This window comes from Bradyrhizobium tropiciagri, from assembly GCF_001189845.1.
Lineage (GTDB): Bacteria > Pseudomonadota > Alphaproteobacteria > Rhizobiales > Xanthobacteraceae > Bradyrhizobium > Bradyrhizobium tropiciagri.
In genome coordinates this window covers 19619-37688 of sequence record NZ_LFLZ01000008.1, presented here as the reverse complement: position 1 = coordinate 37688, position 18070 = coordinate 19619, and the positions used below count along the sequence as shown (strand labels likewise).

6 protein-coding genes and 2 pseudogenes are annotated in these 18070 nt (G+C 63.7%); 1 reads left to right on the top strand and 7 read right to left on the bottom strand.

What is annotated here, in order from left to right:
• Positions 1 to 37 precede the first annotated feature (37 nt).
• Genes fusA through rpsL form a run of 3 tightly spaced genes read right to left on the bottom strand, consistent with a single transcriptional unit; the run spans position 38 to position 2998 of the window.
• The gene (gene fusA, locus AKN84_RS09030; protein WP_050420394.1) at positions 38 to 2110 is read right to left on the bottom strand and encodes an elongation factor G; all 2073 of its coding nucleotides are present in this window, start codon (positions 2108 to 2110) and stop codon (positions 38 to 40) included.
• 30 nt (positions 2111 to 2140) lie between these two features.
• A complete protein-coding gene (gene rpsG / locus AKN84_RS09025) occupies positions 2141 to 2611 on the bottom strand; it encodes a 30S ribosomal protein S7 (RefSeq protein ID WP_021081660.1) in 471 nt (156 codons plus the stop codon).
• A 15-nt stretch (positions 2612 to 2626) separates the two neighbouring features.
• Positions 2627 to 2998, bottom strand: coding sequence for a 30S ribosomal protein S12 (rpsL, locus tag AKN84_RS09020; RefSeq protein WP_028168167.1), 372 nt, complete (start codon positions 2996 to 2998; stop codon positions 2627 to 2629).
• Between the two features lie 701 nt (positions 2999 to 3699).
• On the opposite strand from rpsL, the gene AKN84_RS09015 reads away from it, so the two are divergent.
• Positions 3700 to 4908 carry an FAD-dependent oxidoreductase gene (locus tag AKN84_RS09015; protein ID WP_050420393.1) on the top strand — a complete coding sequence of 403 codons (1209 nt, stop codon included), beginning with the start codon at positions 3700 to 3702 and terminating at the stop codon, positions 4906 to 4908.
• A gap of 33 nt (positions 4909 to 4941) precedes the next feature.
• Here the strand turns inward: AKN84_RS09015 and AKN84_RS09010 are convergent, their stop codons facing one another.
• The 4 genes and pseudogenes from AKN84_RS09010 to rpoB form a co-directional block, all read right to left on the bottom strand.
• Entirely contained in the window at positions 4942 to 7008 is a 2067-nt protein-coding gene (locus tag AKN84_RS09010; protein ID WP_050420392.1) for an ABC transporter ATP-binding protein, read from the bottom strand.
• 238 nt (positions 7009 to 7246) lie between these two features.
• Positions 7247 to 9306, bottom strand: a pseudogene (locus AKN84_RS09000) (FAD-dependent oxidoreductase).
• Between the two features lie 177 nt (positions 9307 to 9483).
• Positions 9484 to 13689, bottom strand: coding sequence for a DNA-directed RNA polymerase subunit beta' (gene rpoC, locus AKN84_RS08995; protein WP_050420390.1), 4206 nt, complete (start codon positions 13687 to 13689; stop codon positions 9484 to 9486).
• 128 nt (positions 13690 to 13817) lie between these two features.
• Positions 13818 to 17934, bottom strand: a pseudogene (rpoB, locus tag AKN84_RS08990) (DNA-directed RNA polymerase subunit beta).
• Positions 17935 to 18070 lie beyond the last annotated feature (136 nt).

The following is an 18070-nucleotide window of genomic DNA, read 5'->3' as shown; positions in this document are numbered from 1 at the left end:
ACTCTCCGTTCAGTCGTTAGCTGCTAACCAACGACAATCAAGCAAACTTTTTCTGGACTTCAGCCGACACGTTCGCCGGAGCTTCGGCGTAGTGATCGAACTGCATCGTGAAGGTTGCGCGACCCTGGCTCATCGAGCGCAGGTTATTCACGTAACCGAACATGTTCATGAGCGGCACCATCGCGTTGATGACGTTGGCGTTGCCGCGCATGTCTTGGCCCTGGATCTGGCCGCGCCGGGAATTCAGGTCGCCGATGACCGAACCGGTGTAGTCTTCCGGGGTCACCACCTCGACCTTCATGATCGGCTCGAGCAGAACGGACTTGCCCATCTGCAGCGCCTCGCGGAAGCAGGCGCGCGTGGCGATTTCGAAGGCCAACGCCGACGAGTCGACGTCGTGGAACTTGCCGTCGATCAGCTGCACCTTGACGTCGACGATCGGGAAGCCCGCGACCACGCCGGAGGACAGCACGCTCTCGAGACCCTTTTCGACGCCGGGGATGTATTCCTTCGGCACCGCGCCGCCGACGATCTTCGATTCGAACTCGTAGCCCTTCCCGGCTTCGTTCGGCTCGACGATGATCGTCACGGCCGCGAACTGACCGGTACCGCCGGTCTGCTTCTTGTGGGTGTAGCTGTGCTCGACCCGCTTGGTGACACGCTCACGGAACGCCACCTGCGGCGCGCCGATGTTGGCGTCGACCTTGTAGGTGCGCTTGAGGATGTCGACCTTGATGTCGAGATGCAGTTCGCCCATGCCCTTGAGGATGGTCTGGCCGGACTCGTGGTCGGTCGTCACGCGGAAGGACGGATCCTCCGCGGCGAGCTTGGCCAGCGCCACGCCCAGCTTCTCCTGGTCGGCCTTCGACTTCGGCTCGATCGCGATCTCGATCACCGGCTCCGGGAATTCCATCTTCTCGAGGATCACCGGATTGTTGGGATCGCACAGCGTGTCGCCGGTGCGCGCTTCCTTCAGGCCGGCCAGCGCGACGATATCGCCGGCATAGGCTTCCTTGATGTCTTCGCGGTTGTTCGCATGCATCAGCAGCATGCGGCCGATACGCTCTTTCTTCTCGCGGGTCGAGTTGATGACGCCGGTGCCCGACTGCAGCACGCCGGAATAGATGCGGCAGAAGGTGATGGTGCCGACGAAGGGGTCGTCCATGATCTTGAACGCGAGCAGCGCCAGCGGCTCCTTGTCGTCCGCCTTGCGCACGACCTCGTTGCCGTCCTCATCGGTGCCCTTGATCGCGGGCACGTCGATCGGCGACGGCAGATAGTCGACGACGGCGTCGAGCAGCGGCTGCACGCCCTTATTCTTGAACGCCGAACCGCACAGCACCGGATAGAACGCGCCGGTCAGCACGGCCTTGCGGATCAGGCGCTTCAGGGTCGCCTCGTCCGGCTCCTTGCCGTCGAGGAACGCAGCCAAAGCGTCGTCGTCGAGCTCGACGGCGGCTTCCACCATCTTCTCGCGATATTCCTTGGCCTGCTCGACCAGGTCTTCCGGGATGTCGACATAGTCGAACTTGGCGCCGAGCGATTCATCGTTCCAGATGACGCCCTTCATCTTCACGAGGTCGACGAGACCCTTGAAGTTGTTCTCGGCACCGATCGGAAGCTGGATCGCGATCGGCTTGGCGCCGAGGCGGTCGACGATATCGGACAGGCACTTGAAGAAGTCGGCACCGGTCTTGTCCATCTTGTTGGCGAAGACGATGCGCGGAACCTTGTACTTGTCGCCCTGGCGCCAGACGGTCTCGGTCTGCGGCTCGACGCCCTGGTTGGAGTCGAGAACGCAAACGGCGCCGTCGAGCACGCGCAGCGAACGCTCGACTTCAATGGTGAAGTCGACGTGGCCGGGGGTGTCGATGATGTTCAGGCGCTTGCCGTTCCAGAACGCGGTGGTCGCAGCCGAGGTGATCGTGATGCCACGCTCCTGCTCCTGCTCCATCCAGTCCATCGTCGCAGCACCTTCGTGCACTTCGCCGATCTTGTGGCTCTTGCCGGTGTAATACAGGATGCGCTCGGTGGTCGTGGTCTTGCCGGCGTCGATATGCGCCATGATACCGAAGTTGCGGTAGTCCTCGATGGCATGTTGGCGGGGCATGAGACTGTTCCTTAGATTCCGTTGATCGCCTTACCAGCGATAGTGCGAGAAGGCGCGGTTGGCTTCCGCCATCCGATGCACGTCTTCACGCTTCTTGACGGCGTTGCCGCGATTGTTCGAAGCATCGAGCAACTCGGCCGACAGACGCTCCGTCATGGTCTTCTCGTTGCGCTCACGGGCGGCCGAGATCAGCCAGCGGATGCCGAGCGCCTGACGGCGCACCGAACGGACTTCCACCGGCACCTGGTAGGTCGCGCCGCCGACGCGGCGGGAACGGACCTCGATGGTCGGCATCACGTTCTCGAGCGCCTGCTCGAACACGCCGAGCGGGGGCTGCTTGGTCTTGGCCTCGATCATGCCGAGCGCACCGTAGACGATGTTTTCGGCAACCGACTTCTTCCCGGCGTACATCACCGAGTTCATGAACTTCGTAATGATGATGTTCCCGAACTTCGGATCCGGAAGAACTTCACGCTTCTCAGCAGAATGGCGACGCGACATCTGATCGTTTCCCGCTTACTTCGGACGCTTCGCGCCGTACTTCGAACGACGCTGCTTACGGTTCTTGACGCCCTGGGTATCCAGCACGCCGCGGAGGATGTGGTAGCGCACGCCGGGCAAGTCCTTGACGCGGCCGCCGCGGATCATGACCACCGAGTGCTCCTGAAGGTTATGGCCTTCACCCGGGATGTAGCCGATCACCTCAAAGCCGTTGGTCAGGCGCACCTTGGCGACCTTACGAAGCGCCGAGTTCGGCTTCTTCGGGGTCGTGGTGTAGACGCGCGTGCACACGCCGCGCTTCTGCGGCGACTGCTGCAGCGCCGGCACCTTCTTACGCGACTTCTGCACTTCTCGCGGTTTTGCGATCAGCTGGTTGATCGTCGGCATGCAGCCTTCACCCTTTAGTTCGCGCGAAAACCTTGAATGGCTCCGCAAATTTCTTCTCGGGACTAGCCGCCCCGCACGGCCCGCTCGACGCGGAACAAGCATCCGCGCAAAGCGAAATCGCGCCAACCACTCATTGCTGAGCGGAAAGCGCATCGACGCCACAGAGGACCGCGATCCCGAACCGTTCAGCGTTCGCTGTCCGGTCCGCGACCGAGGTCATGCATCCGAATTCACTCTCAAGAGGACGTGCTCAAGAGAACCAAAATCGTCCTGGCATTGCCTAGCTATCATCGACAGCGTTTGAGCGGCATTCGTCGAGGTTGGTGCCCGTCCGGCTCCTGAAAAAGGGCCTTCGGGTGTTCCGTTCCGACGCTGGCGTAGCTCACCGCCTGTCGTTAAGTGGGCGCCTTGTATAATCGAGAGATAGTGAAGTCAAGCAAAACGACAAGCAAAGAAACGCCTCTGCCGCTTGCGGATTTCGCATTTCGCCGACGCCCGCCGGGCGGCGAAATGTGACAGCGTCAATGCCTCCCCTCGCCCCAATCCGAATCGTCGGCACGGCAGCGGACCCATATTTCATCCGGATAAAATATGAATAGAAACAATTCTCTCCAGTTTCGGCCTGAAGGCAAATTTCGAAACTAAGCCTTTATTTGCCATTCGCAGCGCAAAAATCGCGATCTACGGCCACGGAAGCTCTCATGCGGTACACCGACATCGCGATCATCGGCGGAGGTCTGGCGGGCTCGATCGCCGCCGCCATGCTCGGCCGTGCCGGAATACCGACCGTGCTGATCGACCCGCACCGGGTCTATCCGTTCGATTTCCGCGTCGAAAAGATCGGCGGCGACCTCCAGCTCGAGCGATTCGCCCGGACCGGCCTTGCCGAATCGGTGCTCCGCTCGGCGACGCTGGACGGCGAGAACTGGATCGCGCGATTCGGCCATCTGCTCGACCGGCAGCCGAGCCGGCAGTACGGCATCATGTACGACGCGCTGATCACCGCGATTCGGGACGAAATCGCGAGGCCGGCGGAATTCATCTGCGACAAGGTCGTCGACGTCGCGACCAGCTCCGAACGGCAGAAGCTCGTGCTTTCCAGCGGCGAGGAGATCTCGGCGCGCCTCGTGGTGCTCGCCAACGGCCTGAACGTCGGGCTGCGCCGGATGCTCGGCATCGAGCGGCGGGTCACCAGCCACTGCCACTCGATCTCGCTCGGCTTCGATTTCGTCCCCATCGGCCGCCCCGCCTTCCCGTTCGCGGCCATGACTTATTTCTCGGAGCGGCCGAGCGACCTCATCCCCTACATCACGCTGTTTCCGATCGGAAACCGGATGCGCGCCAACCTCTTCACCTACCGCCAGGCCGACGATCCCTGGCTGCGGACGATGCGGCGCAATCCGGTCGAGACGCTGAACGCCGCGCTGCCGCGGCTGCGCCGGCTCACCGGCGAATTCGGTGTCGCCGGCGACATCAAGGTCCGGCCCGCCGACGTCTATGTCAGCACCGGCTATCGGCAGGCCGGCGTCGTCCTGGTCGGCGATGCTTTCGCCAGCACCTGCCCGGTCACCGGCACCGGGACCGACAAGGTGTTCACCGACGTGTCCCAGCTCTGCAACGTCCACATCCCGGCCTGGCTTGCCACCGACGGCATGGGCGAGGAGAAGATCACCGCGTTCTACGACGATCCGGTGAAGACGGAATGCGACGCCTGGTCGAACGCCAAGGCCTTCAGCTTCCGTGAGGTATCGATCGGCAGCGGACCCTATTGGCAGGCCCAGCGCTGGGCGCGCTTCCTCGGCTATCTCGGCCGCGGCTCGCTGCGCCGTCTGCACCGCCCGCAGGCGGCCTCGGCGACACGGACGGCCAATCAGTTCCGGCAACGTCCGCAGGCGGCGGACAGGGCGTAGCGGCCGGAGGTCACGAGCCGCGAGGCGCGGGCGTCACGCCTCCTCGTCTTCGTCCTCATCCTCGTCGTCTTCATCCTCGTCGTCATCGTCCGCGTCGTCGTCTTCGTCGTCCGCATCGTGATGCACATGTCCCTGGTCGTCCCACAGCTTGCGGTAGACGCCGTTCCGGGACAGCAGCTCCTCGTGCGAGCCGCGTTCGATCGCCCTGCCGCCTGAGATCACGATGATCTCGTCCATCTCGACCACCGAGGTCAGGCGGTGCGTCGACCAGATCATGGTGCGGCCCTCCGCGACCTTGAGCAGCGTGCGGTTGATCGCGGCCTCCGTCGTCTGGTCCAGCGCTGAGGTCGCCTCGTCGAGCAGCAGCACGGATGGATTGCGGATCAGCGCGCGCGCGATCGCGATGCGCTGGCGCTGGCCGCCGGACAAGGTATCGCCGCGTTCGCCGACCGACGTATCGTAGCGCTGCGGCAGGCTCATGATGTAGCGATGGATCTCGGCTTTCTTCGCGGCGTCCTCGACCTCCGCGTCCGTGGCCCCTTCCTTGCCGAGCCGGATGTTCTCGCGGATCGACATGTTGAACAGCATGTTCTCCTGGAACACGACCGCCATGTTCGCCCGCAGCGACTCGCGCGTCACCCGACGGATATCGACGCCGTCGATGGCGACGCGGCCCTCATCCGGCACGTAGAGCCGCAGGATCAGGTTGATCAGCGTGCTCTTGCCGGAGCCGCTGGGACCCACGATCGCAATGCTCTTGCCGGCATTGAGCTTGAGGCTGAGATTGTCCAGCACCGGCGTCTCCGCCCCCTCATACTGGAAGGTGACGCGCTCGAACGAGATATCGTTGGTGATCCGCGGCAGATCCGGCGCACCCGGACGGTCGGCACCGCGGGTCGGCTCGTCGAGCAGTTCCTGGATGTGCCGCACCGCCGCCGCCGACGAGATCGACACCGGGATGAAATGCATGAGATGGGCGATGTTGTACGACACCTCCCAGAACGCGCTCTCGAAGGTCACGAAGGTGCCGACCGTGATCTGCCCCTTGGTGGCGAGATAGGCGCCGATCGCCAGCACCACGAGGTGGAGCAGCAGCACCGCGATGGTGACCGTGCGCTCCACCATGGTCGACAGGAACATGGCCGAGGCGGCCTTGGCCCGGACGTCGCGGTTGCGCAGCGTGAACCAGCCGAGCGCCCGGCGCTGCAGGTTGAACGCCTTCACCACCGCCTGCGCGGCGACATTCTCTTGCACGGTTCCGAGCAGCGCGGCTTCGTTCTGCTTCTGCTCGTAATTGGCCTGCACCGCCTTCGGCGTCAGGATGCGCGGCCCGATCAGCGTGATCGGAAACACCAGCAGGGCGACCGCGGCCAGCTGCCAGTTGAGGAACAGCATCAGGATGATGCCGGCGATCAACTCGAAGCCCGGCAGCGCCGCGCTGTTGGCGAAGGTCTTGACCGAGCCCTCGAAGGCCGACAGGTCGATCGAGAAGCGCGACAGGATCTCGCCGCGCTTGGTGCGCGCGAAATAGGCCGAGGGCAGGTTCTGGACGTGCTCGAAGATCCGCGTCCGGACGTCGGCGATGATGCCGGCGCCGAGCCGCGCATCCCAGCGCTCGTACCAGACCGCGATGATCGAGGTGACGATGCCGGCGACCGCAAGCACGCCGAGGATCTTGTAGAGCGCCTGGAAATCCTCCTCGCCGAGCGCGTCGTCGATCAGGAATTTCAGGCTGAGCGGCATGATGACGTTGAACAACGTCTCGACCAGCACGCCGATGGTGACGAACGCGAGCGGCTTCTTGTAGTTGGTCAGGATCGGCCTGATGAAGCCATAGATCGTCGACAGCGCGCCGGCGGCTTCCTTGGCGGTGAAGACGACGAGATCCTCGTCATCATCATCGTCAAGCTCGAACTCGTCCTCCTCCTCGTCGTCCTCATCTTCGTCGTCGGCCGGTGCCGCGGCGGGCTTCGCGGGGGCTGCCGCCGCAGGCGGACCGGCCACCGGCGCCGGCTTCTTCTTCAGCTCGGGATCGTCGGCCGCCGATCTCGTCGGATCGTCTGATGCAGGAGGTCTTGATGCAGGAGGTCTTGGCGCCATGAAACCAACCGATGCTCCACGGCCGGCATGACCGCAAATCGAAACCGCAGCTGACAACGCTGCGGCTGCAATTCTATGCGATCACGGAGAATTCGGCAAAGCGTTTGGAACAGCGCGACGCGCAGCGGCACCGTTCCGTGGATTCGGGATCACAGCACGGCCGTCGTTCGACAATTGGTTGGCGCAAGGCCGATCGCCTTGCGCCGGATCCTGCGCGTCTTGCCGCTGGCCGTTGTCGCTAGTCGTCGAGGTCGGCCTCGACCTTGTCGAAGAACGAATAGCGCAGGCTGTCGGAGTCGGCGTACCACTGCCCCGGCCCCTTGTTGGCGGCGAGCGTCAACGTCCACAGCGCATCGGTGCAGTCGCGGCGATGCATCGACAGGTCGAAGCCGTTGCCGAAGAACAGTTCCGACCATTCCCACCAGGTGCCGAGCTTCTTCACGCCGCGCAGCAGGTCGTAGCGATCGATCACCGCCGGCGCCATGTCCGAGGTCACCGACGCGAACACGACGCCGGTCTTGACCACGCGGTTGAGCTCGCGCACCCCGCGCACGACCTGCTTCTCGCCGAGATGGCACAGCGAGGTCTCGAACACGAAGTCGAACTCATTGTCCTTGAACGGCATGTCGGCGATCGAGCCGAGCTTGTTGTACTTCTTGAGCGCCCTTGGCGTCTTGCCGTGGATGTAGCGGTTGTTCTCGATGCCCCAGGCATCGATGCCGCGCTCGCGCAGCGCGCCGACAAGTTCGCCGCTGGCGGAGCCGGCGATCAAGAGCTTGTAGCCCTTCGCCCTGCCCCAGACCGTCTTGATCAGGTCGGTCAGATAGGCCGGGTCGGTGAAGTTGCGCCAGACTTCGCCGTAGGGACCGGCACCGCGATAATTGTCGAAATAGGCGCGGTCGATCTTGTCGGACAGCGTGCCTTCGTCCTGCGCGCGGGCGCGGCGCAGCCGCATCATCTCGGTGACGACGATGTCGGTGGCGGCATCGGAGGAGTCGAGCAGCCCGTTCAGCGTCGAATCGAACAGATAGTCGCCCACCACCACGAGGCCGGGATGCTCCTTCGGCTCGGGACGATGGTTGGTCATGACGTCGCGCACCGGCAGGCCGCCCGGCAGCGCGTTGACCGACGACAGCCAGCGGTGGGTCTTACCCTCGAGGAAGTGTTCGCGCGCATCGCCGAGCGAGGCCGGCAACGACTTCAGCGCGGCGTCGATCAGTTCCTCGTCGCTGAGATTGGCGTAGGCGAGCGCGTCGGAACCGGCGATCAGCCAGTTCAGCACGCCGTGCTTGCCGACATCGTGGCGCGCGCCCTCATTGTAGACGCAGCAGCCGCCGAACGCCTCCGACATGAACCAGGCGCCGGGAATCTTCTCGCCCCAGAACGGCTCGTCGAACAGGATCGAGACGCGCAGATAGTGCGCGGGCCGGTCGAAATAGGCGACGTGCTTGACCATCGACTTGCGCAGCTGCTCGCCGTCCCAGCGCATGGTCGCGAGCCAGGAGTGCGGCAGGCAGACCAGCACGAGGTCGAAGTCGCGCGTCTCCGGCCCCTTGCCGTTCATCATGTTGAGCTGGTAGCGGCCGGTTGCGGTCTTGCCGACCTTGAGGACGCGATGGTTGAGCTGGATGTCGGCGCTGACCTCCGAGCGCAGGCAATCGATCAGCTGCTCGTTGCCGTTCTGGATCGAATACAGGCCGATATAGCCGTCGACATCCATCACGTAGTTCTTCAGCGCGTTGAGGCCGTTGGTGTTGTGGCTCTCGGTCGCAAGGTCCGAGCGCGCCATCACCTTGAAGAACCGCTTGGCCGTCGCGTCCTCGACCTCTTCGTCGAGGATCTGCTCGGCGGTCTTGTAGGCCCACGGATGTTCGTTGTCGTGGGCGCCGATGCCCTCGTAATATTCGTGCGGCGACACCAGTTCGGCGCAACGCTTGCGGAATGCCTCGATCGCGGCCGCGGTCTTCGCGCCGTATTTGCGGCGCATGCCCGGAACGTCGGCGAGCAACTCGCGTCGAGGTGCACCTGCTCGGCATCCATCGGGATCGTCTGCAGGCCGAAATGCTGGATCAGCTCGCGCAGCGGGTCGGGTCCCGTCATCGAGTAGTCGTAGATCTCGGCAACGCCGGCCTCGTACATTGCCGGTGCGCTGTCGAATTTGCGCGTGACGATCTTGCCGCCGAGGCGGTTCGACGCCTCGAAGATGGTGACCCGGCAGAGGTCGCCGAGTTTGCGCTTCAAATACCAGGCGCTCATCAGCCCCCCGGGGCCGCCGCCTACGATAGCCAAGTCGAGCATATGGATTCCGTCGCTGCCGGCAGCCAAACGGCCGGTCTAAGTCACCCTAGCAAAAGCACTTTTTTGCCTGAAGGGAAGATGAACAAACTGCGTCCCTGCACCGCAGCAGGGAAAGAAAGCAGCAAAAAGGCCGGCAAAACGCCGGCCTTCTCGCCATTACCGTAGTCTTGCGGAGGCCTATTCCGCGGGCGGCAGTGCCAGCGGCTCCGCTTCCGGAGCCGTCGGCACGATCGCCGCCTGCTGCTGCTTCTCGCGCTCGTCGAGGATCAGCTTGTCGCGCTTGACCGCGACTTCGCGGATCCGCGCCATCGAGGCGCCGGTGCCGGCCGGAATCAGGCGGCCGACAATGACGTTCTCCTTGAGGCCTTCGAGCGGGTCGATCTTGCCGTTGACGGCAGCCTCGGTGAGCACGCGCGTGGTCTCCTGGAACGACGCCGCCGAGAAGAACGAGCGGGTCTGCAAGCTCGCCTTGGTGATGCCGAGCAGAACCGGCGTACCCGTGGCGGGCTTCTTGCCCTCCTCCTTGGCCTTGGTGTTGAGCGCGTCGAACTCGATCTTGTCGACCTGCTCGCCCGAGATCATGTCGGTGTCGCCCTGGTCGGTGACCTCGACCTTCTGCAGCATCTGACGGACAATCACCTCGATGTGCTTGTCGTTGATGAGCACGCCCTGCAACCGGTAGACCTCCTGGATTTCGTTGACCAGATAGGCAGCGAGTTCCTCGATGCCCTTGATCGCCAGGATGTCGTGCGGCGCCGGATTGCCTTCGACGATGAAATCGCCCTTTTCGACGATGTCGCCGTCCTGAAGGTGGATGTGCTTGCCCTTCGGGATCAGGTACTCGCGCGGCTCCTCGGTCTTGTCCATCGGCTCGATCGAGATGCGGCGCTTGTTCTTGTAGTCGCGGCCGAAGCGGATCGTTCCCGCGGTCTCCGCGATGATCGCCGCATCCTTCGGCTTGCGAGCCTCGAACAGTTCCGCCACCCGCGGCAGACCGCCGGTGATGTCACGCGTCTTGGCGCTCTCGGTCGAGATACGCGCCAGGATGTCGCCGGGCATCACCTTCGCGCCGATGTCGACCGACAGAATGCCGTCGACCGACAGCATGTAGCGGGCATCGCCGCCACGCGCGAGCTTCAGCACCTTGCCGTCCTTGCCCTTGACCACGATGGCCGGACGCAGGTCCGAACCGCCGCGCGTCGTGCGCCAGTCGATGACCACGCGCTTGGCAATACCGGTCGATTCGTCGAGCGTTTCCGAGATCGACTGGCCTTCGACCAGATCCTCGAATCCGATCGTGCCCTCGACTTCGGTGAGCACCGGGCGGGTATAGGGATCCCACTCGGCGATGCGCTGGCCGCGCTTGACCATGTCGCCGTCGTCGACGTGCATCTTCGAACCGTACTGAATACGGTGGGTTGCACGCTCGGCGCCGTCGGCATCGACGATCGCAACGACCATGTTGCGCACCATCGCGACCAGGCTGCCTTCGCTGTTGCGGGCGATGGCCTTGTTCTTGATCACGATCTTGCCGTCGAAGTTCGATTCGACGAACGACTGCTCGTTGAGCTGGGCGGCGCCGCCGATGTGGAACGTGCGCATCGTCAGCTGCGTGCCGGGCTCACCGATCGACTGCGCCGCGATGACGCCGACGGCCTCACCGTGGTTGACCGGGGTGCCGCGGGCCAGGTCGCGGCCGTAGCACTTGGCGCAGATGCCGTTGATCAGTTCGCAGGTCAGCGCCGAGCGGATCTTCACTTCCTGGATGCCGGCCTGCTGGATCGCGTCGACATGGCTCTCCTCCATCAAGGTGTCGCGCTTGACCACGACCTCGTTGGTGGCGGGATCGCGCACGTCATCGCAGGCCGTGCGGCCCAGGATGCGCGAGCCGAGCGAGGCGACCACGGTGCCGGCATCGACGATGGCGCGCATCTTGATGCCGAGCTTGGTGCCGCAATCGGTCTGCGTGATGATGCAGTCCTGCGCGACGTCGACCAGACGACGGGTCAGGTAGCCGGAGTTCGCGGTCTTCAACGCGGTGTCCGCGAGGCCCTTGCGGGCGCCGTGGGTCGAGTTGAAGTACTCGAGCACCGACAGACCTTCCTTGAAGTTGGAAATGATCGGCGTCTCGATGATCTCGCCCGACGGCTTGGCCATCAGGCCGCGCATGCCGGCGAGCTGGCGCATCTGCGCCGGCGAACCACGCGCACCGGAGTGCGCCATCATGTAGATCGAGTTGATGTCGGCATCGGCTCCCGCCGCCGTCTTCTTGGTCGACGAGATCTCCTTCATCATCGCCTTGGCGACTTCTTCACCGGCCTTCGACCAGGCGTCGACGACCTTGTTGTACTTCTCGCCATGGGTGATCAGGCCGTCATTGTACTGCTGCTCGAAATCCTTCGCCAGCGTACGGGTCTGGTCAACGATCTTCCACTTCGACGCCGGCACGACCATGTCGTCCTTGCCGAACGAGATGCCCGCCTTGAAGGCGTTGTAGAAGCCGAGCGCCATGATGCGGTCGCAGAAGATCACCGTCTCCTTCTGACCGCAGTGCCGGTAGACCTGGTCGATCACGCCGGAGATCTCGCGCTTGGTCATCAGCTTGTTGATGATGTCGTACGAGATCTTGGTGCTCTTCGGCAGCAAATTGCCGAGCATGACGCGGCCCGCGGTGGTTTCGATCCACCGCTTCGACAGCTTGCCTTCCTCGTCGAGGCCTTCCCACCGGTACTTGATCTTGGTGTGCAGGTGGATGACCTTCGAATGCAGGGCGTGCTCGAGCTCGGCCATGTCGCCGAAGATCTTGCCCTCGCCGGGCAGGCCTTCGCGCATGATCGAGACGTAGTAGAGGCCGAGCACGATGTCCTGCGACGGCACGATGATCGGCTGGCCGTTCGCCGGATGCAGGATGTTGTTGGTCGACATCATCAGGACGCGCGCTTCCAGCTGCGCTTCGAGCGACAGCGGAACGTGCACGGCCATCTGGTCGCCGTCGAAGTCGGCGTTGAAGGCGGCGCAGACCAGCGGATGCAGCTGGATCGCCTTGCCCTCGATCAGCACCGGCTCGAACGCCTGGATGCCGAGGCGATGCAGCGTCGGCGCGCGGTTGAGCAGCACCGGATGCTCGCGGATCACCTCGTCGAGGATATCCCAGACCTCCGGACGCTCCTTCTCGACCAGCTTCTTGGCCTGCTTCACCGTGGTGGACAGGCCCTTGGCGTCGAGCCGCGAGTAGATGAACGGCTTGAACAGTTCGAGCGCCATCTTCTTCGGCAGGCCGCACTGATGCAGGCGCAGCTCGGGACCGACCACGATCACCGAACGGCCCGAATAGTCGACGCGCTTGCCGAGCAGGTTCTGGCGGAACCGGCCCTGCTTGCCCTTCAGCATGTCGGCGAGCGACTTCAGCGGGCGCTTGTTGGCGCCCGTGATGACGCGGCCGCGGCGGCCGTTGTCGAACAGCGCGTCGACGGCCTCCTGCAGCATGCGCTTTTCGTTGCGGATGATGATGTCGGGCGCCCGCAGCTCCATCAGCCGCTTCAGGCGGTTGTTGCGGTTGATGACGCGGCGATACAGGTCGTTGAGGTCCGAGGTCGCGAACCGGCCGCCGTCGAGCGGCACCAGCGGACGCAGGTCCGGCGGGATCACCGGCACGACCGTCATGATCATCCATTCCGGCTTGTTGCCGGAGACGCGGAAGGCCTCGACGATCTTCAGACGCTTGGCGAGCTTCTTGTGCTTGATGTCGGAGTCGGTCTCCGCCATGTCGGCACGCAGCGTCGCCTCGAGCTTCTCGAGCTCGAGACCCTTGAGCAGCTCGCGGATCGCCTCGGCGCCGATCATGGCGGTGAAGCTGTCCTGGCCGTACTCGTCCTGCGCCTTCAGATACTCGTCTTCCGACAGCAGCTGACGGTCCTTCAGCGCGGTCAGACCCGGCTCGAGCACGACGTAATATTCGAAGTACAGGATCCGCTCGAGATCCTTCAGCGTCATGTCGAGCAGCAGGCCGATGCGCGACGGCAGCGACTTCAGGAACCAGATGTGGGCGACCGGCGCCGCCAGCTCGATATGGCCCATGCGCTCGCGCCGGACGCGCGACAGCGTCACCTCGACCGAGCACTTCTCGCAGATGATGCCCTTGTACTTCATCCGCTTGTACTTGCCGCACAAGCACTCGTAGTCCTTGATCGGCCCGAAGATGCGCGCGCAGAACAGGCCGTCGCGTTCCGGCTTGAAGGTGCGGTAGTTGATGGTCTCCGGCTTCTTGATCTCGCCGTACGACCAGGACAGAATCTTCTCCGGAGACGCGATCGAAATCCGGATCTGGTCGAAGACCTGAGCCGGCGTCGTCGGATTGAAAAGATTCATAATCTCTTGATTCATGGTCTTCTCCTCGCGTGCCGATCGTCACCGGCAGCAAATTCGAGAGTTTTAGTCAGCGCGCGCCCCACTCAACGTCCGAGCGGAGCGCGAAGGCCCGGCGCGTCTCGCGCCGGGCATCAATCACAGCGTTACTCGGCCGCTTCCGACGTCGCGCCGGTCCCACCTTGGAATTGTGCAGGTCGACGTTGAGGCCGAGCGAGCGCATTTCCTTGACCAGCACGTTGAACGATTCCGGAATACCGGCCTCGAAGGTGTCGTCGCCGCGCACGATCGCCTCGTACACCTTGGTACGGCCGGCGACGTCGTCCGACTTCACGGTCAGCATCTCCTGCAGCGTGTAGGCGGCGCCGTAGGCTTCCAGCGCCCAGACCTCCATTTCGCCGAAGCGCTGGCCGCCGAACTGCGCCTTGCCGCCCAGCGGCTGCTGGGTGACGAGCGAGTACGGACCGATCGAACGCGCGTGGATCTTGTCGTCCACGAGATGGTGCAGCTTGAGCATGTAGATGTAGCCCATCGTCACCTTGCGATCGAACGCATCGCCGGTGCGGCCGTCATAGACGGTCGACTGGCCGGAGGCGTCGAAGCCCGCGAGCTTCAGCATCTCCTCGATGTCCGCTTCCTTGGCGCCGTCGAACACCGGGGTGGCGATCGGCACGCCGTGGCTCAGGTTGCGGCCGAGCTCGAGCAGTTCGTTGTCGTTCAGCGACTTGATGGTTTCATCCTCGCCGTAGATCTTCTTCAGGGTCTCGCGCAGCGGCTTGAGATCCTGCCTCTGATAATAGGCGTCGATGGTCTGGCCGATGCGCTTGCCGAGGCCGGCGCAGGCCCAACCGAGATGCGTCTCGAGGATCTGACCGACGTTCATACGCGACGGCACGCCGAGCGGATTGAGCACGATGTCCGCATGCGTACCGTCCTCGAGGAACGGCATGTCCTCGATCGGCACGATCTTCGACACCACGCCCTTGTTGCCGTGACGGCCGGCCATCTTGTCGCCGGGCTGGATCTTGCGCTTCACCGCGACGAAGACCTTGACCATCTTCATCACGCCGGGCGGCAGCTCGTCGCCACGCTGCAGCTTCTCGACCTTGTCGAGGAAGCGCTGCTCGAGGCCCTTCTTCGACTCGTCGTACTGCTTCCGCATGGCCTCGATCTCGGCCATCAGCTTGTCGTTCGGCGAGGCGAACAGCCACCACTGCGACTTCGGATACTCGTCGAGCACCGCGCGGGTGATCTTGGTGTCCTTCTTGAAGCCCTTCGGGCCGGCGATGCCTGGCGGTTCTCCAGGAGCTCGGCAAGGCGGTTGTAGACGTTGCGGTCCAGAATCGCCTGCTCGTCGTCGCGGTCCTTGGCGAGACGCTCGATCTCTTCCCGCTCGATCGCCAGCGCACGCTCGTCCTTGTCGACGCCGTGGCGGTTGAACACGCGGACTTCCACGATGGTGCCCTGCACACCCGGAGGCACGCGCAGCGAGGTGTCGCGGACGTCGGAGGCTTTCTCGCCGAAGATGGCGCGGAGCAGCTTCTCTTCCGGCGTCATCGGGCTCTCGCCCTTCGGCGTGATCTTGCCGACCAGGATGTCGCCGGCGCGGACTTCCGCACCGATGTAGACGATACCGGCTTCGTCGAGGTTCTTCAGCGCTTCTTCCGAAACGTTCGGAATGTCGCGGGTGATTTCCTCAGGGCCCAGCTTGGTGTCGCGGGCCATCACCTCGAATTCTTCGATATGGATCGACGTAAACACGTCGTCCTTCACGATCCGCTCGGAGAGCAGGATCGAGTCTTCGAAGTTGTAGCCGTTCCACGGCATGAACGCGACCAGCACGTTGCGGCCGAGCGCGAGCTCGCCGAGATCGGTCGACGGACCATCAGCGATGATGTCGCCCTTCTTGACGATGTCGCCGACCTTCACCAGCGGACGCTGGTTGATGCAGGTCGACTGGTTGGAGCGCTGGTACTTCATCAACCGGTAGATATCGACGCCCGACTTGGTCGGATCGAGATCCTCGGTGGCGCGGATCACGACGCGGGTGGCGTCGATCTGGTCGATCACGCCCGAGCGGCGCGCAGCAATCGCCGCGCCCGAGTCACGGGCGACCACGCCTTCCATGCCGGTGCCGACGAACGGCGCCTCGGCGCGAACCAGCGGCACCGCCTGGCGCTGCATGTTCGAGCCCATCAGCGCGCGGTTGGCGTCGTCGTTCTCGAGGAACGGGATCAGCGCCGCGGCGACCGAAACCAGCTGCTTCGGCGACACGTCCATATAGTCGACCTTGTCCGGCGTCACCGGCAGCACTTCGCCGGCGTGACGGCAGACCACCAGATCGTCGGTGAAGCGGCCCTTGGCATCGAGCGGCACGTTGGCCTGCGCGACGCGGTAGCGGCCCTCTTCCATCGCCGACAGATAGACCACCTCGTCGGTGACGCGGCCGTCCTTGATCTTGCGATAGGGCGTCTCGACGAAGCCGTACTTGTTGACGCGCGCGAACGTCGCCAGCGAGTTGATCAGGCCGATGTTCGGACCTTCCGGCGTCTCAATCGGGCAGATACGGCCGTAATGCGTCGGATGCACGTCGCGGACTTCGAAGCCAGCACGCTCGCGGGTCAGACCGCCCGGGCCAAGCGCCGACAGGCGCCGCTTGTGGGTGATCTCCGACAGCGGGTTGGTCTGGTCCATGAACTGCGACAGCTGCGAGGAACCGAAGAACTCACGCACCGCGGCGGCCGCGGGCTTGGCGTTGATCAGGTCCTGCGGCATCACGGTGTCGATATCGACGCTCGACATGCGCTCCTTGATGGCGCGCTCCATGCGGAGCAGGCCGATCCGGTACTGGTTCTCCATCAGCTCGCCGACCGAGCGCACCCGGCGGTTGCCGAGGTGGTCGATGTCGTCGATCTCGCCCTTGCCGTCGCGCAGGTCGACCAGCGTCTTGATGACCGCCAGGATGTCTTCCTTGCGCAGCGTGCGATGGGTATCGGGCGCATCGAGCTCGAGGCGCATGTTCATCTTGACGCGGCCGACCGCGGAGAGGTCGTAGCGCTCGGCATCGAAGAACAGCGACTGGAACATCGCCTGCGCCGAATCCAGCGTCGGCGGCTCGCCCGGACGCATCACGCGGTAGATGTCGAACAGCGCGTCCTCACGCGTCATGTTCTTGTCGGCCGACAGCGTGTTGCGGATGTAGGCGCCGACATTGACGTGGTCGATGTCGAGCAGCGGCAGGTCCTTGTAGCCCTGCTCGTTGAGCACCTTGAGCGACTTCTCGGTGATCTCCTCGCCGGCTTCGGCGTAGATTTCACCGGTCTTCGGGTTGACGAGGTCCTCGGCGAGGTAGTTGCCGACGAGCTCCTCGTCCGACATGCGCAGCGCCTTGAGGCCCTTCTCCTGCAGCTGGCGCGCCTGACGCACGGTCAGCTTCTTGCCGGCCTCGAGCACCACCTTGCCGGTGTCGGCGTCGATCAGGTCGTTGACGGTCGAATAGCCGCGGAAGCGGTTGGCATCGAACGGCACGCGCCATCCGTCCTTGGTCCGCTTGAAGGTGATCTTCTTGTAGAAGGTCGACAGGATCTGCTCGCCGTCGAGACCGAGCGCGTACATCAGCGAGGTCACGGGCAGCTTGCGGCGGCGGTCGATGCGCGCGAACACGATGTCCTTGGCGTCGAACTCGATGTCGAGCCAGGAACCGCGATACGGAATCACGCGCGCGGCAAACAGCAGCTTGCCGGACGAATGGGTCTTGCCCTTGTCGTGGTCGAAGAACACGCCGGGCGAACGGTGCATCTGCGAGACGATGACGCGCTCGGTGCCGTTGACGACGAAGGTGCCGTTCATCGTCATGAGCGGGATGTCGCCCATGTAGACGTCCTGCTCCTTGATGTCCTTCACCGACTTGGCGCCGGTTTCCTCGTCGATATCGAACACGATGAGGCGCAGCGTCACCTTGAGCGGCGCAGCGAAGGTCATGCCGCGCTGGCGGCACTCGTCGACGTCGTACTTCGGCTGTTCGAACTCGTAGCGGACGAATTCCAGCATCGAGGTGCCCGAGAAATCCGAGATCGGGAACACCGAACGGAACACGGCCTGCAGGCCCTCGTCGAGGCGGCCTCCGGCCGGCTCGTCAACCATCAGGAACTGGTCATAGGACGCCTTCTGAACCTCGATGAGGTTCGGCATCTCGGCGACTTCCTTGATGTGACCGAAAAACTTGCGTACGCGTTTGCGACCGGTGAATGTCTGCTGCGCCATCGTGGCCTCTCATTTTCGTCGCCTTTGTGGGGCGAACCTTCCGGGACACGACTGCCGTCGGCCCCCGGGTTGAATTTCGAATCGTCTCGAAGGAACGAAGCGCAAAGTCAGGAATTAAATCCCCGTCCCGGCCCTA